This is a genomic window from Acidobacteriota bacterium (genome assembly GCA_016196065.1).
Lineage (GTDB): Bacteria > Acidobacteriota > Terriglobia > Terriglobales > Acidobacteriaceae > Acidiflorens.
Genome location: JACPYL010000012.1, coordinates 182994 through 198675, shown reverse-complemented (window position 1 = coordinate 198675; position 15682 = coordinate 182994). Strand labels below are relative to the sequence as shown.

Annotated in this window: 16 protein-coding genes and 1 pseudogene; 12 read left to right on the top strand and 5 right to left on the bottom strand. The window is 57.6% G+C overall.

Annotated features, from left to right (window positions below; all coding sequences use genetic code 11):
- The first annotated feature begins 20 nt into the window (after positions 1 to 20).
- The 5 genes and pseudogenes from ruvB to HY010_12935 all read left to right on the top strand — a co-directional run bounded on the left by ruvB (position 21) and on the right by HY010_12935 (position 5178).
- Positions 21 to 1082: a Holliday junction branch migration DNA helicase RuvB gene (gene ruvB, locus HY010_12955; GenBank protein ID MBI3476634.1), complete on the top strand. Its 1062-nt coding sequence runs from the start codon at positions 21 to 23 to the stop codon at positions 1080 to 1082.
- Positions 1083 to 1175: 93 nt separating this feature from the next.
- On the top strand, positions 1176 to 2156 hold the full coding sequence (gene mltG / locus HY010_12950) for an endolytic transglycosylase MltG (GenBank protein ID MBI3476633.1): 981 nt from the start codon (positions 1176 to 1178) through the stop codon (positions 2154 to 2156).
- Positions 2157 to 2331: 175 nt separating this feature from the next.
- A complete protein-coding gene (locus HY010_12945; protein ID MBI3476632.1) occupies positions 2332 to 3327 on the top strand; it encodes a DUF4292 domain-containing protein in 996 nt (331 codons plus the stop codon).
- 53 nt (positions 3328 to 3380) lie between these two features.
- Positions 3381 to 4484 carry an ABC transporter permease gene (locus HY010_12940; protein MBI3476631.1) on the top strand — a complete coding sequence of 368 codons (1104 nt, stop codon included), beginning with the start codon at positions 3381 to 3383 and terminating at the stop codon, positions 4482 to 4484.
- 484 nt (positions 4485 to 4968) lie between these two features.
- Positions 4969 to 5178, top strand: a pseudogene (locus HY010_12935) (hypothetical protein).
- A gap of 47 nt (positions 5179 to 5225) precedes the next feature.
- Here the strand turns inward: HY010_12935 and HY010_12930 are convergent.
- The gene (locus tag HY010_12930) at positions 5226 to 5621 is read right to left on the bottom strand and encodes a RidA family protein (GenBank protein MBI3476630.1); all 396 of its coding nucleotides are present in this window, start codon (positions 5619 to 5621) and stop codon (positions 5226 to 5228) included.
- A gap of 282 nt (positions 5622 to 5903) precedes the next feature.
- Between HY010_12930 and HY010_12925 the strand changes: the two genes are divergently transcribed.
- On the top strand, positions 5904 to 6500 hold the full coding sequence (locus tag HY010_12925; protein MBI3476629.1) for a hypothetical protein: 597 nt from the start codon (positions 5904 to 5906) through the stop codon (positions 6498 to 6500).
- 111 nt (positions 6501 to 6611) lie between these two features.
- Here the strand turns inward: HY010_12925 and HY010_12920 are convergent, their stop codons facing one another.
- From HY010_12920 to HY010_12910, 3 genes are all read right to left on the bottom strand, one after another.
- Positions 6612 to 7214: a phosphoribosylglycinamide formyltransferase gene (locus HY010_12920; protein MBI3476628.1), complete on the bottom strand. Its 603-nt coding sequence runs from the start codon at positions 7212 to 7214 to the stop codon at positions 6612 to 6614.
- A gap of 99 nt (positions 7215 to 7313) precedes the next feature.
- Positions 7314 to 8366 (bottom strand): phosphoribosylformylglycinamidine cyclo-ligase, encoded by a 1053-nt coding sequence (locus HY010_12915; protein ID MBI3476627.1) that lies wholly within the window; start codon positions 8364 to 8366, stop codon positions 7314 to 7316.
- 178 nt (positions 8367 to 8544) lie between these two features.
- Positions 8545 to 8760 (bottom strand): hypothetical protein, encoded by a 216-nt coding sequence (locus HY010_12910; GenBank protein ID MBI3476626.1) that lies wholly within the window; start codon positions 8758 to 8760, stop codon positions 8545 to 8547.
- Positions 8761 to 8961: 201 nt separating this feature from the next.
- Here HY010_12910 and HY010_12905 point away from each other — a divergent pair, with 201 nt between their 5' ends.
- A complete protein-coding gene (locus tag HY010_12905) occupies positions 8962 to 11757 on the top strand; it encodes a bifunctional acetate--CoA ligase family protein/GNAT family N-acetyltransferase (GenBank protein MBI3476625.1) in 2796 nt (931 codons plus the stop codon).
- Position 11758: 1 nt separating this feature from the next.
- On the opposite strand, the gene HY010_12900 is transcribed toward HY010_12905, so the two are convergent.
- Positions 11759 to 12130 carry a helix-turn-helix transcriptional regulator gene (locus tag HY010_12900; protein MBI3476624.1) on the bottom strand — a complete coding sequence of 124 codons (372 nt, stop codon included), beginning with the start codon at positions 12128 to 12130 and terminating at the stop codon, positions 11759 to 11761.
- A gap of 302 nt (positions 12131 to 12432) precedes the next feature.
- Here HY010_12900 and HY010_12895 point away from each other — a divergent pair, with 302 nt between their 5' ends.
- The 5 genes from HY010_12895 to HY010_12875 all read left to right on the top strand — a co-directional run bounded on the left by HY010_12895 (position 12433) and on the right by HY010_12875 (position 15673).
- Positions 12433 to 12894, top strand: a complete 462-nt coding sequence (locus HY010_12895) for a hypothetical protein (protein MBI3476623.1) — start codon at positions 12433 to 12435, stop codon at positions 12892 to 12894.
- Positions 12895 to 13039: 145 nt separating this feature from the next.
- On the top strand, positions 13040 to 14227 hold the full coding sequence (locus tag HY010_12890; protein ID MBI3476622.1) for an exo-alpha-sialidase: 1188 nt from the start codon (positions 13040 to 13042) through the stop codon (positions 14225 to 14227).
- Between the two features lie 106 nt (positions 14228 to 14333).
- Positions 14334 to 14747 carry a VOC family protein gene (locus HY010_12885; GenBank protein MBI3476621.1) on the top strand — a complete coding sequence of 138 codons (414 nt, stop codon included), beginning with the start codon at positions 14334 to 14336 and terminating at the stop codon, positions 14745 to 14747.
- Positions 14748 to 14829: 82 nt separating this feature from the next.
- Positions 14830 to 15318, top strand: a complete 489-nt coding sequence (locus tag HY010_12880; protein ID MBI3476620.1) for a hypothetical protein — start codon at positions 14830 to 14832, stop codon at positions 15316 to 15318.
- Positions 15319 to 15376: 58 nt separating this feature from the next.
- Positions 15377 to 15673, top strand: coding sequence for a MoaD/ThiS family protein (locus tag HY010_12875; GenBank protein ID MBI3476619.1), 297 nt, complete (start codon positions 15377 to 15379; stop codon positions 15671 to 15673).
- Positions 15674 to 15682: the final 9 nt, after the last annotated feature.

The window sequence follows — 15682 nt, the reverse complement described above, 5'->3', positions numbered from 1 at the left end:
CAAGAGTGTCCGTCCCACATCTGCTAACATTTGCGACAGTGGCACTCGCAAAGAACAATCCCAACCTGAAAGACCGCATCGTCTCCGCGGCGCCGGTCGAGGACGATTCCTCGTTTGAACTCAAGCTGCGCCCGCAGAGGCTCAACGAGTTCATCGGACAATCCAAGGTCAAAGAGAATCTTGCGGTGGCGATTGAAGCGACCCGCTCGCGCGGCGAGGCCCTTGATCACGTTCTGCTCTATGGGCCACCCGGCCTTGGCAAGACCACGCTCGCGAACATCATCGCGAACGAACTCGCCGTCCCTTTCCAGCAGACCTCCGGTCCTACACTACAGATCAAAGGCGATCTGACGGCAATCCTCACGAACATGAGGGATCGCCAGGTGCTGTTCATCGACGAAGTGCATCGTCTGCAGCCCGCGCTCGAAGAAATTCTGTATTCCGCTCTCGAAGACTACAAGCTCGACATCATGATCGGACAAGGCCCGTCGGCTCGCACCCACACGATGGACGTGAAGCCGTTCACGTTTATCGGCGCGACCACACGTGCAGGATTGTTGTCCGCTCCCCTGCGTTCGCGCTTCGGACTTCTCCTGCGGCTGGAGTTTTATTCGAACGATGATCTGCGCGTGATCGTCGAACGCTCGGCGGACATCATGGGTGTGACCATCGATCGGCCGGGCGCCATGGAAGTCGCCAGCCGGTCTCGCGGAACACCGCGCATTGCAAACCGCCTCCTGCGGCGCGTGCGCGACTATGCACAAGTTCGCGCCGGCGGAAATATCGACCAACCGACCGCGCAGAAAGCACTTTCCATGCTGGAGGTCGATCGCCACGGATTCGACGAAATTGATCGCAAGCTGCTGCTCACCATCATCGAGAAGTACCAAGGTGGCCCGGTGGGATTGGGCACACTGGCGGCCGTGCTCGCCGAAGAAGCGGACGCGATCGAAGAAATTTACGAGCCATTCCTCATCCAGATTGGATTTCTGAACCGCACTCCCCGCGGGCGAATCGCGACCCAGCTTGCCTACGAACACTTTGGCATCACGCCCAATCGACGCCAAAGTTCCCTGTTCTAGCGATCTTTGCTGTACGCCCTGCCGGTTACTCCCGATAGGCTCCGCTCCCTACTCTGGCTGTTGCATTCCGCAATAAGCTTTTACACTTAACCCTTGCGTACTCTAGTCGCGCTCTTTTTGGCGGTTGCACTCGGCGTCGCGGGCTGGGTGGCCTGGTCCGTCTACACGCCTGTCACTCCTCCGGCCAACCAGTCTGTCCTGCTGCATAGCGGATATTCCACTCGGCGCATCGCGGCTGAACTCAAGAAAGCTGGAGTCATTCAGAGCGTGCTCGCCTTCCGCATATGGCGGCAGTTTCATCCCAAGGTTTCTTTGAAGGCGGGCGAATATCTTTTTGAGCGCGCGGCCAGTGTTCCTGAGGTCTACGATCGCATTGCTCGGGGCGACGTGTACTTCCATGTGGTGACGATCCCGGAAGGCTACACGATGTTCGACGTTGCCAAGGTTATGGAGGACGCGGGCCTCGGCACTTCCGACCAATTCTTAAAGATCGCGCAGACGCGCACGGACTTGATCGCCGACCTTGCTCCGGAAGCAAAATCCCTCGAAGGCTATCTGTTCCCCAATACCTACCAGTTCACGCGCACGCAAAGTCACGAAGAAATGATTGGCACCATGGTGCATCAGTTCCGGCAGGTGGCCCAGCAGATCGGCCTCAACTCCGATGTGCATCGAACCGTGACCATGGCGGCGATTGTCGAAAAAGAAACGGCCTCGCCCGACGAGCGTCCCATGGTGGCCAGCGTTTACTACAACCGGCTGGCACATCGTATGGCGCTCGACGCGGATCCTAGCGTGATCTACGCCGAGTTGCTGGCAGGAACATATTCCGGCAGCCTGCATCATGCCGACCTGGCGGTCAATTCGCCGTACAACACCTATCGCTTTCCGGGATTGCCTCCGGGCCCAATTGCGAATCCTGGACAAGGCGCGCTGACTGCAGCGATGCATCCCGCGGAGACGAAATTCTTTTACTTTGTAAGCGACGGAAACGGGCATCACCGCTTTGCCCACGACCTTACCGAACATAACCGCAATGTGGCCGCATACCGTCGTGCACTGGGAATGCGCTAAACGCCGAGCACCAAGGTCCCCGCTGCTTTATACTAGATAGCAGTTCTCATGATGTCTTAGTGTCCCGGGGGATTTCTCTCCGCGCCAGAGCTAACTGCTCAGGGGCCGGAGCGGCGTGGATCAGTCTGTATTTTCGGCCTACGCTGCGGTCTGCCGGCAACGATTCTTGCACCGATTGAACTTCATCTTAATCATATATAGCGTGGCCGAAGTCTACCTCAGTACCGATCGCACTACTCGCCGGATGCCGTCTCGCCTGACCGCCATTCTTTTGGTCGCGATTGCTGCGTTTCCGCTCAGCGGATGCCTCTTCCGCACCCGCACTCGGGACCGCCAGCTCTCGAACGCTCCGCTGAAAACTGCGACCCAGCAGCAACTCATCGAATACGTCAACGCGCAGGCGGCGAAGATTCAGTCTATGCAGGCGACGGTGGACATCAACACCTCGGTCGGAGACCAGAAGAATGGCAAGGTCACCGATTACAAGGAGATTCGCGGCTACGTGCTGGCCCGCAAGCCCGCCATGCTGCGCATGAAAGGTCTCCTTCCCGTGGTGCGCAACACCGCTTTCGACATGGTGAGCGACGGGTCAAATTTCAAGGTCTGGATTCCTCCCCGAAACAAGTTCGTCACCGGCTCCAACAGCGAAGGTGCATACCAGCCCGAAAAGCGGCTGGAGAACCTGCGCCCGCAGGCCATCTACGACGCGCTGTTGCCGCGTGAAATCGGCCCCGACGAAATCGCCGTGATGGAAAACGGTTATGAAACCGTTTTGGACGCCAAGAAACATCGCGTCGATCAGCCCGACTACGAACTTGCGATTATTCGCAAAGGTCCGAACGGCTGGGTGCTGTCGCGCAAGATTTCGTTCAGCCGGACCGACCTGCGTCCCCGCCGGCAGATGTTGTACGACCAGCAGGGAAACGTCGTTACGGACGCGAAGTACGACCAGTACACCGACTACGGTGGCACCGAATTTCCCAATGACATTGCCATCGAGCGGCCGCAGGAGGACTACGATATCCTGCTCACGATGGTCAAGTTAGAGATCAACAAGCCCCTCAAGGACGAGCAGTTCGCGCTCGAGCAACCGGCAGGCGCCGAGGTCGTACACCTTGGTCAAACTCAGTCCGAATCGTCGGCCAAGGGCTCGGACGGTCATAGTCAGTAGAAGACGTAGCCGGTAGCAACATCCACGCTATAGATTCGAGTCCACAAATCATGATGAATCGAATGATCGTCGGCAACCTCGTGCATAGGCCGATCCGCTCGCTGATCAGCATTGTCGCGGTGGCACTGGAAGTGACTCTCATTCTATTGATCGTCGGGTTGTGCGTGGGCATGCTGCAGGATAGCCGCACCCGTACCGCTGGAATCGGCGCCGATGTTCTCGTCCGCCCTCCCGGTTCCTCCTTCATCGGCGCATTCAGCGGCGCACCCATGCCCGTGAAGGTTGGAGGCGTACTTGCCAAACTTCCGCACGTAAAAAGCGTTGCTCCGGTCGTCACGCAGGTCGTGACCAGTGGCACGCTGGAGACGATTGCCGGCATCGACCTGCCGAGTTACGAGAGCATGTCCGGCGGCTTTCGCTATCTCAAGGGTGGCCCCTTTGAGGGTCCATATGATGTTCTGGTTGACGACCTCTTTGCGCAGTCGCAAAAGACCAAGATCGGAGACACCATCGATATCCTGAACAACAAGTTCAGGATTTGCGGCATTGTCGAACGTGGCAAAGGCGGACGTAAATTTGTTCCTCTGAGCACCCTGCAGGATCTCGTCGGCGCGAAGGACAAAGCCACTTTCTTCTATCTGAAACTCGATGATCCTGCGAACGCCGACACCGTCATTGGCGAAATCAAAGCCGTCCCGGGCCTGGAACATTATGCGGCCACGTCGATGGCTGCCTACCTCGCCATGATGACGACCAGTAACTATCCCGGCCTGTCCACGTTCATCAATGTCGTGGTTGGCATCTCGGTAGTGATCGGCTTCATTGTCATTTTCCAGGCAATGTATACGGCGGTAATGGAACGGACACGGGAGATCGGGATTCTGAAATCGATGGGCGCATCCCGGTTTTACATCGTCAACGTGGTCGTACGGGAAACCATGCTGCTCGCAGTTAGCGGCATTATCCTGGGGATCGTCGTGAGCTTCGCGGCGCGGGCCGCCCTCGCACAACGCTTCCCCTTGCTGCAGGTGGTAGTGGCCGGAAATTGGATTGTGCGCGCCTCCGTCATTGCGATCGTTGGCGCCATTGCAGGCTCCCTGTATCCAGCTTTTAAGGCGGCTCAGAAGGACCCGATCGACGCGTTGGCTTACGAATAGAGTTCCGAAGCGGCTTCGCCTTGTCTTCGCCTTAGGTTGCCTCGAATCGACGGCACGACCGGGGGTCTTTCGCCCTACCCAAGACGGATTATCCCTTTCCGGATTTTCCTCGCCAAAACGCCCCGGATGCACGATACTCTCGGATGAAATTTGCCATGCTATAATCGCGCGCCATTGCGCGATCTGGTATAGATTCGGCGAGAGAGTAGTCTTAATTTTCCTGGGCTCCGGCGCAATATGCCCGGTGGCCACCAAAAAATCTGCAGGAGGAACTATGCGCTTCGATGATCGGACCCTCTGGGGCCGGGATGATGAAATGGACGAATACAGCGACAGCGGCGCCTATGGCGAATCGCTGGAAGAGAACTTCGACGAGGAAGAAGAAGAGGAAGAAGAATCCGGCATGATGGAAGATCGTCCCGGCTCGGAACCTGAGCCCGTGATCGCGCCTCCACCCGCGCCGGTTGGCGGTGGCGGAGGAAGCAAGCCCGCACCGAAGAAAGCGCCAGCGAAGAAGCCTGCCAAGAAAAAAGCTCCGGCAAAAAAGAAAGCAGCCAAGAAGCCGGCGAAGAAGAAGGCGCCCGCCAAAAAGAAAAAGAAGGCAGCGAAAAAACCCGCTAAGAAAAAAGCGGCGAAGAAACCTGCCAAGAAAGCTGCGAAAAAGAAATCGGCCAAGAAGGGCCGTCGCCGCTAACTCTCATCCATTTGTGGGGAAGCCGGTTCTCGCCGGCTTCCCGTCACTCACTTCGCTTCCGCTACGATCGCCTCGGCTTCAATTTCCACCAGCATCTCCGGCGAGATCAGCGCGCTGATCACCAGCATGCTCGTCGTTGGGCGAATGGCACCGAAGAACTCCCCGTGCGCCTTCCCCACCGCATCACTGTCTCCCCTGTTGACGATGAACATGCGGGTGCGCACCACGTCTTTCAGTGAAGCGCCTGCCTTCGCCAAGGCGGTTTCGATGTTCTTGATAGTTTGCACGGCTTGCGCGTAGACGTCGCCGATACCGATGATTTTCCCGTCTGGCCCAGTTGCCGTCGTACCAGACACATGGATATATCCACCCACGCGCACCGCGCGCGAATATCCCACCACCGGCTCAAATGGCGATGAACCTGAAATGTTGCGGCGTTCCATAAATGCTCCTCCAAATTAAATTCCCCGTAGCGACGCGCCTTGCCGCGTCTCCTGTGTGCGCAGAGACGAGGCAAACCCCGGCCTCTGCGACTGCGAGGAAATAGATTACGACATCTTCGCGATTCGCGTGATTAGCAGCCGGCACGATCAAGTGCCAACAATGTTCAGAGATAACTTATCGCATCTCGCCCACCTCTAAATATCTGAAGGGGTTCACTAATCGAAAGTTACTTGTATTCAAAACCGATGTGCGGTATCTAATCGGTCCAAAGGGAGCGTCCGATGGACGTTCCAGGTGCATCGGACAAGGGAGTAGGGGGCCCGGATATGGCTGGCGAATCGCATCCATTGGAGCAGCTGTTTGTCGACCTTGTAGGACGGCACTATGCCGAGGAGATTGGCATCCGCGACCCGCAAATCATCAGCTATGTCGCGCACCTGCTCGCGGAATTCTGCGACGCCGAACAACTCTACAAGATCCGCAGCTCCGCCGGAAAACCATTGAACGATGTCGGTGAAATGCTGCTTGAGTCAGATCCTGTGTACGGCCCCGCGCCCTCCTTCGACCGCGAGCGCCAGGTTCGCAAACACATCGGTGACTACACTCTGTTTTTTGCCGGAATGTTTCCGGAGAGCATCAATCACTACCGCCTGCGCAAGCAGAGGCTAGAGAATTTTGTTGAATGGATGAAGGCGGGCAAGGAAAGCTACTACATCGTTTCCAAATTTGAATATTTCGAGTACGCGAAAGTCGCGCCGCTCTTCGCCCAGCTTTCCAGCAAATTCGAGGAGTGCGTGTTCGGATTAAATCGGGTGAAAAACGAATTGGTGGATATGCAGTACCCGCTGTTTCGGAAAACCGGCGAACTGCTGATGTGATTAAGGTCAGAGGTGAGAGGTGAGAGGTCAGATTGCAGAGGTGAAAACCAGAAGGTTCTCAACAGACTTTTGTACCGTCAGGTTTCACCTCTGCAATCTGACCTCTCACCTCTAACCTTGCAAGAGCCTGCGTCCCACGACCTTGCATTTTCCTTCCAGCACTATCTTGATCGCTTCCGAATAAGCAACGTGCTCCTGCGCCAGGATGCGCTCCGCCAGCGTGTGCTCATCGTCCGTGTCGAGCACGGGCACGGTTTTCTGCACGATGATCGCGCCGTGGTCGAGCTCTTCATCGACGAAATGCACGGTGCATCCGGAAAATTTCACTCCGTAGGCAAAGGCCTGGTGTTGCGCTTCGAGTCCGGGGAACGCGGGCAGAAGCGAGGGATGAATATTCAGAATGCGCTGCGGGAACTGCTGTACGAACCAGGGCGAAAGCAGACGCATGTATCCGGCAAGACAAATCACATCGACCGCGTGTTCCTGCAACGCCGCCACCACTTCGCGGTCGTGCGCCTGACGGTCTTTCCCCTTGGACGGAATCACCAGCGCTTTCAATCCTCGCTCGCGAGCCGTCTCCACGCCCGGGGCGTCTGTGCGGTTGGAGATCACGATAGCAATCCGAGCATCGGGAATCCGTCCCGCGTCAATGCTGTTGGCAATGGCGACGAAGTTCGAGCCGCGTCCGGAAAGGAGGATGCCGAGGTTTTTCATGGAAACAATTGCAGAAGTCAGAGGTCAAATTGCAGAGGTAAGAATCCAAGGCGGTTGAGGTTGGGTCTCACCTCTGCAATCTGACCTCTCACCTTTGACCTAGCTGTACATCACTTTGCGGTCGCCCTTGACGATTCGTCCGACGCTATAGAACTTCTCTCCGGCACGATCGAGCAGCGTTTCCGCCTTCTTGAATTTTTTTGCCGGGACCACCATCAACATGCCGATGCCCATGTTGAACGTCCGCAACATCTCATCATCCGCGACGTTTCCCAGTTTTTGCAGATGCTCAAACAGCGGCGGGATCGGCCATGTTCCGCGCTCAATCACTGCAGCGGTTCCGCGTGGCAATACGCGCGGCAGGTTCTCGGTGATGCCTCCGCCTGTGATGTGTGCCAGCGCCGCTACGCACTCGCCGGCGATCATCTTCTTGATGATCGGCCAGTAGCTCTTGTGCGGACGCATCAACTCGTTGCCCACTTTGTTCTTGATCTCGCTGACAAACGTGTCGACCGTGTATCCAGCCACATCGAACAGCAGCTTGCGGGCCAGCGAATAGCCGTTCGTATGCAGGCCGTTCGAGGGAAGTCCGAGCACGATGTCGCCGATCTCGACCGTCTTGCCGTTGATAATCTTGTCGCGTTCCACTACCCCGACAATGAACCCGGCCAAGTCGTATTCGCCCTGGTCATAAAAGCCGGGCATCTCGGCAGTCTCGCCGCCGATCAGGGCGCATCCATTGTGCTTGCAGGCTTCGGCCAGACCTTCGACCACTTTCTCGGCCACTTCCGGTTCCAGCTTGCCGGTGGCGAGGTAGTCCATGAAAAACATGGGCGCTGCGCCCTGCACGGCAATATCGTTGACGCAGTGGTTCACCAGGTCGGCGCCGATGGTGTGGTGCATCTTCATTTCAAAGGCAACCTTCAGCTTGGTACCAACACCATCCACGCTCGAAACCAGCACCGGATCGACATACTTCTTGTCGACGGAAAATAGCCCGCCAAAGCCGCCGATCTCGCTCAACACGCCGCGCGTGAAGGTCTTATGAGCGAGATACTTGATGCGCTGCTTGGTGCGATTGGCCCGTGTGATATCAACGCCGGCGTCGGCGTAGGTGATAGGACCGTTCTGGGCGTTCGGATTCTGAGCCACTGTTCAGTCCCTGGTTGCCGGTTGGAGAGATTTCGCGCGTCGCGAGCCGGAAGAATGATTTTTCCGCGCAACAAATTTTAACACGGTTCGAAGGGAGTCTGGCGTCCCGGCAAAGTTCACTCCAATAAAAACCCCCGGCCTAAAGCCGGGGTGGCACCCGCAAGAAAGGATCGGACTACTACTTCTTCATTTCGTCTTTCTTCATGTCGTCGTGCTTCATCTCGTCCTTCTTCTCTTTCTTTTCTTTCTTATGGTGGTGCTTCTTTTCCTTCTTCTCCATCTTGTCTTCTTTTTTGTCCATCTTGTCGTGGTCCATCTTGTCCTGGGCGAGGGCGAACGACGACAAGGACACGGAGAGGGCAAGCGCAAACATCAATGTGAGCAGTTTCTTCATTTGAGACGCTCCTTGAGCACTACTTCGTGCGCAAGACGCACGAATCCCGGGGTGCTGAATCATCATGGATTGTCCCCGAGTAGGCGGAATTGTAGATCACGAATTGGCCTTTTCCAAGCGCCAATAAAGTGACGAACGCCCCGGAAATGCAGTGCGCAACATCACAGACCCTTGCCCACCTGTGGCGTAAACTGAGTGGCCATGAGCATCCCGAAGCGCGATCGAAAGCCGGAATCCAACCCCGCGCAGACTAAATCCAAGAAAATCAGGGGTGAGGGCCACCCCCTGGATGCAATCTTCAACCCGCACGGCGTCGCGGTGATCGGAGCGACCGACCGCGAAGGCAGTGTCGGACGCGCGATCCTATGGAGCTTGCTCAGCAGCCCCTTCGGCGGCGCCGTCTACCCGGTCAGTGAAAGACGCAGTAACGTGCTCGGCATCAAGGCTTACCCGACCGTGCAGGAGATCCCGGAACAGGTCGATCTCGCCGTCATCGCCACGCCCGCAGAAACCGTGCCTGCAGTCATCGCACAGTGCGTAGCGGCTGGCGTCAAAGGCGCCATCGTAATCTCGGCGGGATTCAAAGAACACGGGGATCACGGCAAAGAACTGGAACGCCAGATTCTGGCCCAGCTCGGCGACAGTGGGATGCGCGTCATCGGTCCGAATTGTCTCGGCATCATGAACCCGATTACCGGCCTCAACGCAACTTTTGCCTCGCATCATCTGGCGCGGCCGGGCAATGTGGCGTTCATCAGCCAGAGCGGCGCGTTGTGTACCGCGATTCTCGATTGGGCAAAGCAGGAACTCGTCGGCTTCAGCGCCTTCGTTTCGGTCGGCTCCATGCTCGATGTGGGATGGGGAGACTTGATCGACTACCTGGGCAGCGATCCGCGGACGCACTCCATCGTCATGTACATGGAGTCCGTCGGAGATGCTCGCTCGTTCCTGTCTGCGGCGCGCGAAGTCTCGCTCACCAAGCCGATCATCGTGATCAAAGCTGGACGCACCGAAGCCGCCGCCCATGCTGCTGCCTCGCACACGGGAACACTCGCCGGCAGCGACGAAGTGCTGGATGCGGCCTTTCTTCGTTGTGGCGTGCTCCGCGTCAACACCATCGCCGACCTGTTCTACATGGCCGAGGTTCTCTCGAAGCAGCCCCGGCCCAAGGGACCACGCCTCGCCGTCGTCACCAATGCCGGAGGCCCCGGAGTGCTTGCCGCCGATTCCATCATCGCCGCCGGCGGCGAACTCGCCCAGCTTTCTCCGGAGACCATGGATCAGCTTAACCAGCTGCTGCCATCTCACTGGAGCCACAATAACCCTGTCGACATCCTCGGCGACGCTCTGCCCGATAAGTACGCCAAGGTGATCGAGATCGTCGCCAACGATCCCAGCAATGACGGCGTGCTGGCGATTACCTGCCCGCAAGGAATGTCGCATCCAACCGTGACGGCTGAGAAATTGGTTCCCTTCGCGACCGGCCTTGGCAAACCCGTGCTCGCTACGTGGATGGGTGGCGGCGAAATGACTGACGGGATGGCGATCCTGAATCGCGCCGGCATCCCCACGTTTTCCTATCCCGACACCGCGGCCCGGATTTTCTACTACATGTGGCGTTACAGCTATCTTCTTCGCGGCCTGTATGAAACTCCCTTGTTGCCCCAAGGCGCCGAGGGGCCAGATCGCACCCGCGCTGAGGCCCTCATCGAAACCGTGCGACAGACTGGCCGCACGCTGCTGACCGAGCCGGAATCGAAAGAGTTGCTGGCCTGTTACGGGATCCCTACCGCGCCTACACTCGAGGCGCATTCCGAGGATGAAGCAGCCGCGCAGGCAGAAAAGTTGGGCTATCCGGTCGTCCTGAAATTGCTTTCCCACACAATCACACACAAGACAGATGTTGGCGGCGTGAAGTTGAACCTGAGCGGCGCCGCAGCCGTAAAGCGCGCGTGGCGGGAAATTGAATCGTCCGTCCGAGAAAAAGCCGGCGCCGATAGTTTTCAGGGAGTCACGGTGCAGCCCTTCATCCGTGCGGACGGCTACGAACTGATTCTCGGCAGCTCGGTGGACGCGCAGTTTGGGCCGGTTCTGCTCTTCGGCACCGGCGGACAACTGGTAGAGGTTTTTAAGGACCGCGCTCTGTCCCTGCCTCCTCTCAATACCACGCTGGCGCGCCGCGTGATGGAGCAGACGAAGATCTTTGCCGCTCTACAGGGTGTGCGCGGACGCAAAGCCATCGACATGGGCGCGCTCGAAGACCTGCTGGTGCGTTTCAGCCAACTCGTCGTCGAACAGCGCTGGATCCGGGAGATCGACATCAATCCACTGCTGGCTTCGCCCGAGCGTCTGATCGCTCTCGACGCCCGCGTCATTGTCTATCCGCAGGATGCGAAGGAGGAACAACTGCCTCGCCTCGCTATTCGGCCCTACCCCAAGCAATACGTCCGCGCCGGGACCATGAAAAATGGCAAGGAGATTCTGTTCCGCCCCATCCGTCCTGAAGACGAACCCTTGCTTATCAAACTGCATCACGCGCTTTCGGATCGCACCGTCTACATGCGCTATTTCCAGTCCCTGAAGCTGAGTCAGCGCACCGCGCACGAACGGCTGACGCGCATCTGCTTCATTGACTACGACCGGGAAATGGCGCTGGTGGCTGAACAGAAGAATGCCGAGGGTGATCCCGAAATTATTGCGATCGGACGCCTCAGCCAGTTCCGCGGCCGCCATGAAGCCGAGATGGCCGTGCTGGTCGACGATCGTTTCCAACATCAAGGATTAGGAACGGAACTGTTCTGCCGACTGATCGAAGTCGCCCGCGCTGAAAAGTTGGTGAGCGTCGAATCTACGATCCTCGCCGAGAATCGAGACATGCAAGCAATCTGCCGCAAGCTCGGCTTCCGCTTGAAAGCCGACATTAAAGACGGTACGGTGCAGGCAGTGCTTACGCTCAGCGACTTCGTGCCGGCGGAATCCTCACCGGCAAATAACTGAACTAAGCGTTGTTGTGTTTTGTAGCCTCGGCCCAACGCTGGCGGATGCCCATCAGAAACTTCGTTCGATCCGTTCGCATGAGTTGAACCAGCGCCTGGTTGCCAGTTTCTTCGTGCGCCGAAGCCCAGAGCACCATCTCCGTCAGGACGGGCGCGAGGTCAATCCCTTTTTGAGTTAGCAAGTAAATCTGTTTGCGCCCATCCTCCGGATCCGGCTCCACAGAAATAATCCCGTAGGAGATGAGCCGCTGCAAACGTTCCGCAAGAATATTGGTGGCGATTCGTTCGTGGGAATGCAGAAATTCTTTGTAGGTTTTCGAACCGCGCAGCATCATGTCGCGGATGATTAGCAACGACCAGCGGTCCCCCAGCATCTCGATCGAAGCATTCAGCGGACATCCCGAACGGCGGGCGGAGCCGCGCCTTGGCCTGGGCACATTGCTATTCTAGCAAGTCACTTGCATAACGCAAGCGACATATTGCATAGTATTCGTTCGCGGAGGAAACCCCGGCAGATGGGGTCCTAAAATAGGTAGAAAGAATGTCGATCCTGAGCCTTCTCCTTCGTTGCACAGGTAGAGCTCAGATCGCGCCGAGGATTTCCGGCAGCGACCTCGGCTCTCGTAGTGGCTGCAACGTCGTACCAACAGTAATGAAAATCAAATTAAGGAGAACGATCATGGCGAAACCAACCCACGAACAAGCGCAGCTTCAACTCCAGGTTTACGAAATGCGGCGCGAAGCCCTGCTGCGCAAGGCCCGCGACTGGTACTTCAAGAACTACCGGGTGCAAAACCTGGAGGATGCAATGAAGATCGCAGCTCCCGGAACCGAAGGCGGAAACTTTGCCAACATGGTGCTGGGCTATTGGGAGCAAACCTGTGCGCTCTTGAACTATGATCTCCTGAACGAGGATCTCTTCTTCGAGACGACCGGCGAGTTTTTTGGCGTCTGGGAGATGGCCAAGGGCGTCGTCCCGCAGTTGCGTGAACTATTTGCAAGCCCCGCATACCTCGCGCATCTGGAGAAAGCCGCCCAGCGCTATGAGGCGTGGAGCGACAAACGCGCACCCGGCCATGTGGCGAAAATGCGCGAATTCATGACGCAGATGATGAGCGCGCCCGCCAAGGCAGCGTAGTTCGATCGTTGGGAAGAACATGTTGGTTGGGGAGGGCACGGCTTGAGTCGTGCCTTTTCGACTCAGATTCGTATCAGAGTAGCTCGAGTCATACGCAGACAATTGATTCGGTGCGAAAATAAACAGGTTTTTCAAGGAGCGACGCATGAGCAGAGTCCGCGTTCTGGTAGGCACGCGCAAAGGCGCATTCATTCTTGAGTCCGACGGCAAGCGTGAAAAGTGGGATGTCAGTGGTCCGCACTTTGCGGGCTGGGAAATGTATCACCTGAAAGGATCGCCGGTCGATCCCAATCGCATCTACGCCTCGCAAACCAGCGGATGGTTTGGACAAATCATTCAGCGTTCGGACGATGGTGGTAAAACCTGGCACCAGCCCGGAACGCCCGCCGGCCAACCCACCACCACTCCCGATGGCATGCCCAAAGGCGAGAGCAACAAATTTGCTTATGACGTGTCTGAGGCGACAGGCAAGCCGCTCACGACCCATCAGTTTTATGACGGCACGCAGCATCCGTGGGAGTTCAAGCGGGTGTGGCATCTGGAACCGTCGCTCACCGAACCCAATACCGTGTACGCAGGCATAGAAGATGCAGCCATCTTCCGCTCCACCGACGGTGGACAAAATTGGAGCGAACTCCCCGGACTGCGCGGCCACGGCACCGGCCCGAAGTGGCAGCCCGGCGCGGGCGGAATGTGTCTGCACACCATCATCCTTGACCCGAGTAATCCGCAGCGTATGTACATTGCAATTTCTGCGGCGGGGGCATTTCGCACCGATGACGGCGGCAAGACCTGGAAGCCGATCAATCGTGGACTCAAGTCGCAATACATTCCCGATCCCAACGCCGAGGTCGGACACTGCGTGCACCACATTGCCATGAACCCGAAGCGGCCCGGCGTCCTCTTCATGCAGAAACACTGGGACGTCATGCGCAGCGACGATGCCGGCGATAACTGGCGCGAGGTCAGCGGCAACTTACCCACCGACTTCGGATTCGTCATCGACATCCATTCCCACGAACCAGAAACCGTTTACGTTATCCCCATCAAGAGCGACAGCGAGCACTTTGTGCCCGACGGCAAACTGCGCGTCTTCCGTAGCCGCACGGGCGGCAACGAATGGGAGCCTCTCACGAAGGGCCTCCCGCAAGAAAATTGCTACGTAAACGTCCTGCGCGACGCCATGGCCGTCGATACCCTGGATAAGTGCGGAATCTATTTCGGAACCAGCGGCGGCCAGGTCTACGCCTCCGCCGATGCAGGCGATTCGTGGAATCCAATCGTGCGCGATCTGCCGGCGGTGCTCAGCGTGGAAGTACAGACATTGCCGTGATGCGTATGCGTTTGGTGGGAGGGCACGGCTTCAGCCGTGCCGAAACTACTCTCTATGACCCGGGGCTTTAGCCCCGGGCTTGTTGATCAAGTTCAGGAAATCCATCATGTCTTCTGATCCATCCAGCGCGGGTTCTGTCCGCACCTCGATAGCCCCTTGGCTCTCCGTCCGTGAAAGCGCGCGCGCCGTCGAATTCTACAAGTCTGCATTCGGAGCGACTGAGGTCTATCGCATGGAAGGCGACGCTGGAAGCGTGGTCGCGAAGTTGTCCATCGAAGGCGCGGAGTTCTGGGTGGGCGACGAATCTCCCGAGCACTTCAACTTCAGCCCGCAGACTCTTGGCGGTGGCACGGTCCGCATGATCTTCACTGTGGCGGATCCGGACGCGGTTTTTTTCCGCGCGCTGGCTGCGGGTGCGAAGGAAGTCTATCCAGTCGGGGAAGAGTACGGTTGGCGACTGGGCCGAGTCGTGGATCCCTGGGGGCATCACTGGGAGATCGGACGTCCGCTGGCCGAATAGTCCTTTCGTGACTTCGGAAGTGGACTATTTGTGCTCACGTAGCCAACCTGCAGCGGCATCTAAGCATACGGAGGGCAATCCGGTGAAAATCAGACTCTTCTTGGTATTGCTGGCCATCTCCACAATGCTCGGATGCGCCACACTCACGGGGCGCTTTTATCCGGTCCAGGGTCCACTTGCCGCGCAGACACCCGCACCCGTACTGATCGCGAAGATCTCAGGGAAATTCACTCCCGGGGATATCTTTGTCACGATGCCCGATGGCGAAATCTGCAAGGGGCGGTGGACGATCGTGAAACCCGCGCAAGTTCCTAAAGGCGCAACCACCGCCAACGCGCCAACGAACGCAATGCAACCGGTGTGGGACAGCATTTATGGGCCGGGTTACTATGTCTCCCGCGTCCTCGGAACGCAGTATTACGCCCAGACCGTTGTCACCGGCAACCGCGGAACCACGATGAATGTGGAGATGTTCAGTCAGCCTGGCGAGAGGGAAGGCATTTCCAACATCAAAGGCGTCGCCAAGGACAGTCGCGACAATATCTACAAACTGGTAGTCGGGTGGGAATAACAAGGCTGCTGCACTTACGGCTGGCCGACACTCAAAAGAACAGGTCAAGAAATCGAATATGATCCGCGTCCTGCTCCCGCAACATCTGCGCACGTTGGCCCACGTGGGCGCCGAGGTAAGTCTCGAGGTCGACGGCCAGGTGACTTTACGCGCCGTGCTCGACGCCCTCGAAGCGCGCTATCCGATGCTGCGCGGCACCATCCGCGATCACGTCACGCTACAACGAAGGCCGTTCCTGCGCTTCTTCGCGATCGAAGAAGATTTGTCCCACGACTCGCCCGATCAGCCTCTGCCCGATGCAGTCGTGTCCGGGAAAGAGCCGCTCGTGATTTTGGGAGCGATTGCAGGGGGCTAAACCGCTTCG

Excerpts from the sequence above, each read along its gene's own strand:
- HY010_12940 (MBI3476631.1), top strand. The coding sequence starts at position 3,381 with ATGAATCGAATGATCGTCGGCAACCTCGTGCATAGGCCGATCCGCTCG.
- HY010_12930 (MBI3476630.1), bottom strand. The coding sequence starts at position 5,621 with ATGGAACGCCGCAACATTTCAGGTTCATCGCCATTTGAGCCGGTGGTG.
- HY010_12925 (MBI3476629.1), top strand. The coding sequence starts at position 5,904 with ATGGACGTTCCAGGTGCATCGGACAAGGGAGTAGGGGGCCCGGATATG.
- HY010_12920 (MBI3476628.1), bottom strand. The coding sequence starts at position 7,214 with ATGAAAAACCTCGGCATCCTCCTTTCCGGACGCGGCTCGAACTTCGTC.
- HY010_12910 (MBI3476626.1), bottom strand. The coding sequence starts at position 8,760 with ATGAAGAAACTGCTCACATTGATGTTTGCGCTTGCCCTCTCCGTGTCC.
- HY010_12905 (MBI3476625.1), top strand. The coding sequence starts at position 8,962 with ATGAGCATCCCGAAGCGCGATCGAAAGCCGGAATCCAACCCCGCGCAG.
- HY010_12900 (MBI3476624.1), bottom strand. The coding sequence starts at position 12,130 with ATGCTGGGGGACCGCTGGTCGTTGCTAATCATCCGCGACATGATGCTG.
- HY010_12890 (MBI3476622.1), top strand. The coding sequence starts at position 13,040 with ATGAGCAGAGTCCGCGTTCTGGTAGGCACGCGCAAAGGCGCATTCATT.
- HY010_12885 (MBI3476621.1), top strand. The coding sequence starts at position 14,334 with ATGTCTTCTGATCCATCCAGCGCGGGTTCTGTCCGCACCTCGATAGCC.
- HY010_12875 (MBI3476619.1), top strand. The coding sequence starts at position 15,377 with ATGATCCGCGTCCTGCTCCCGCAACATCTGCGCACGTTGGCCCACGTG.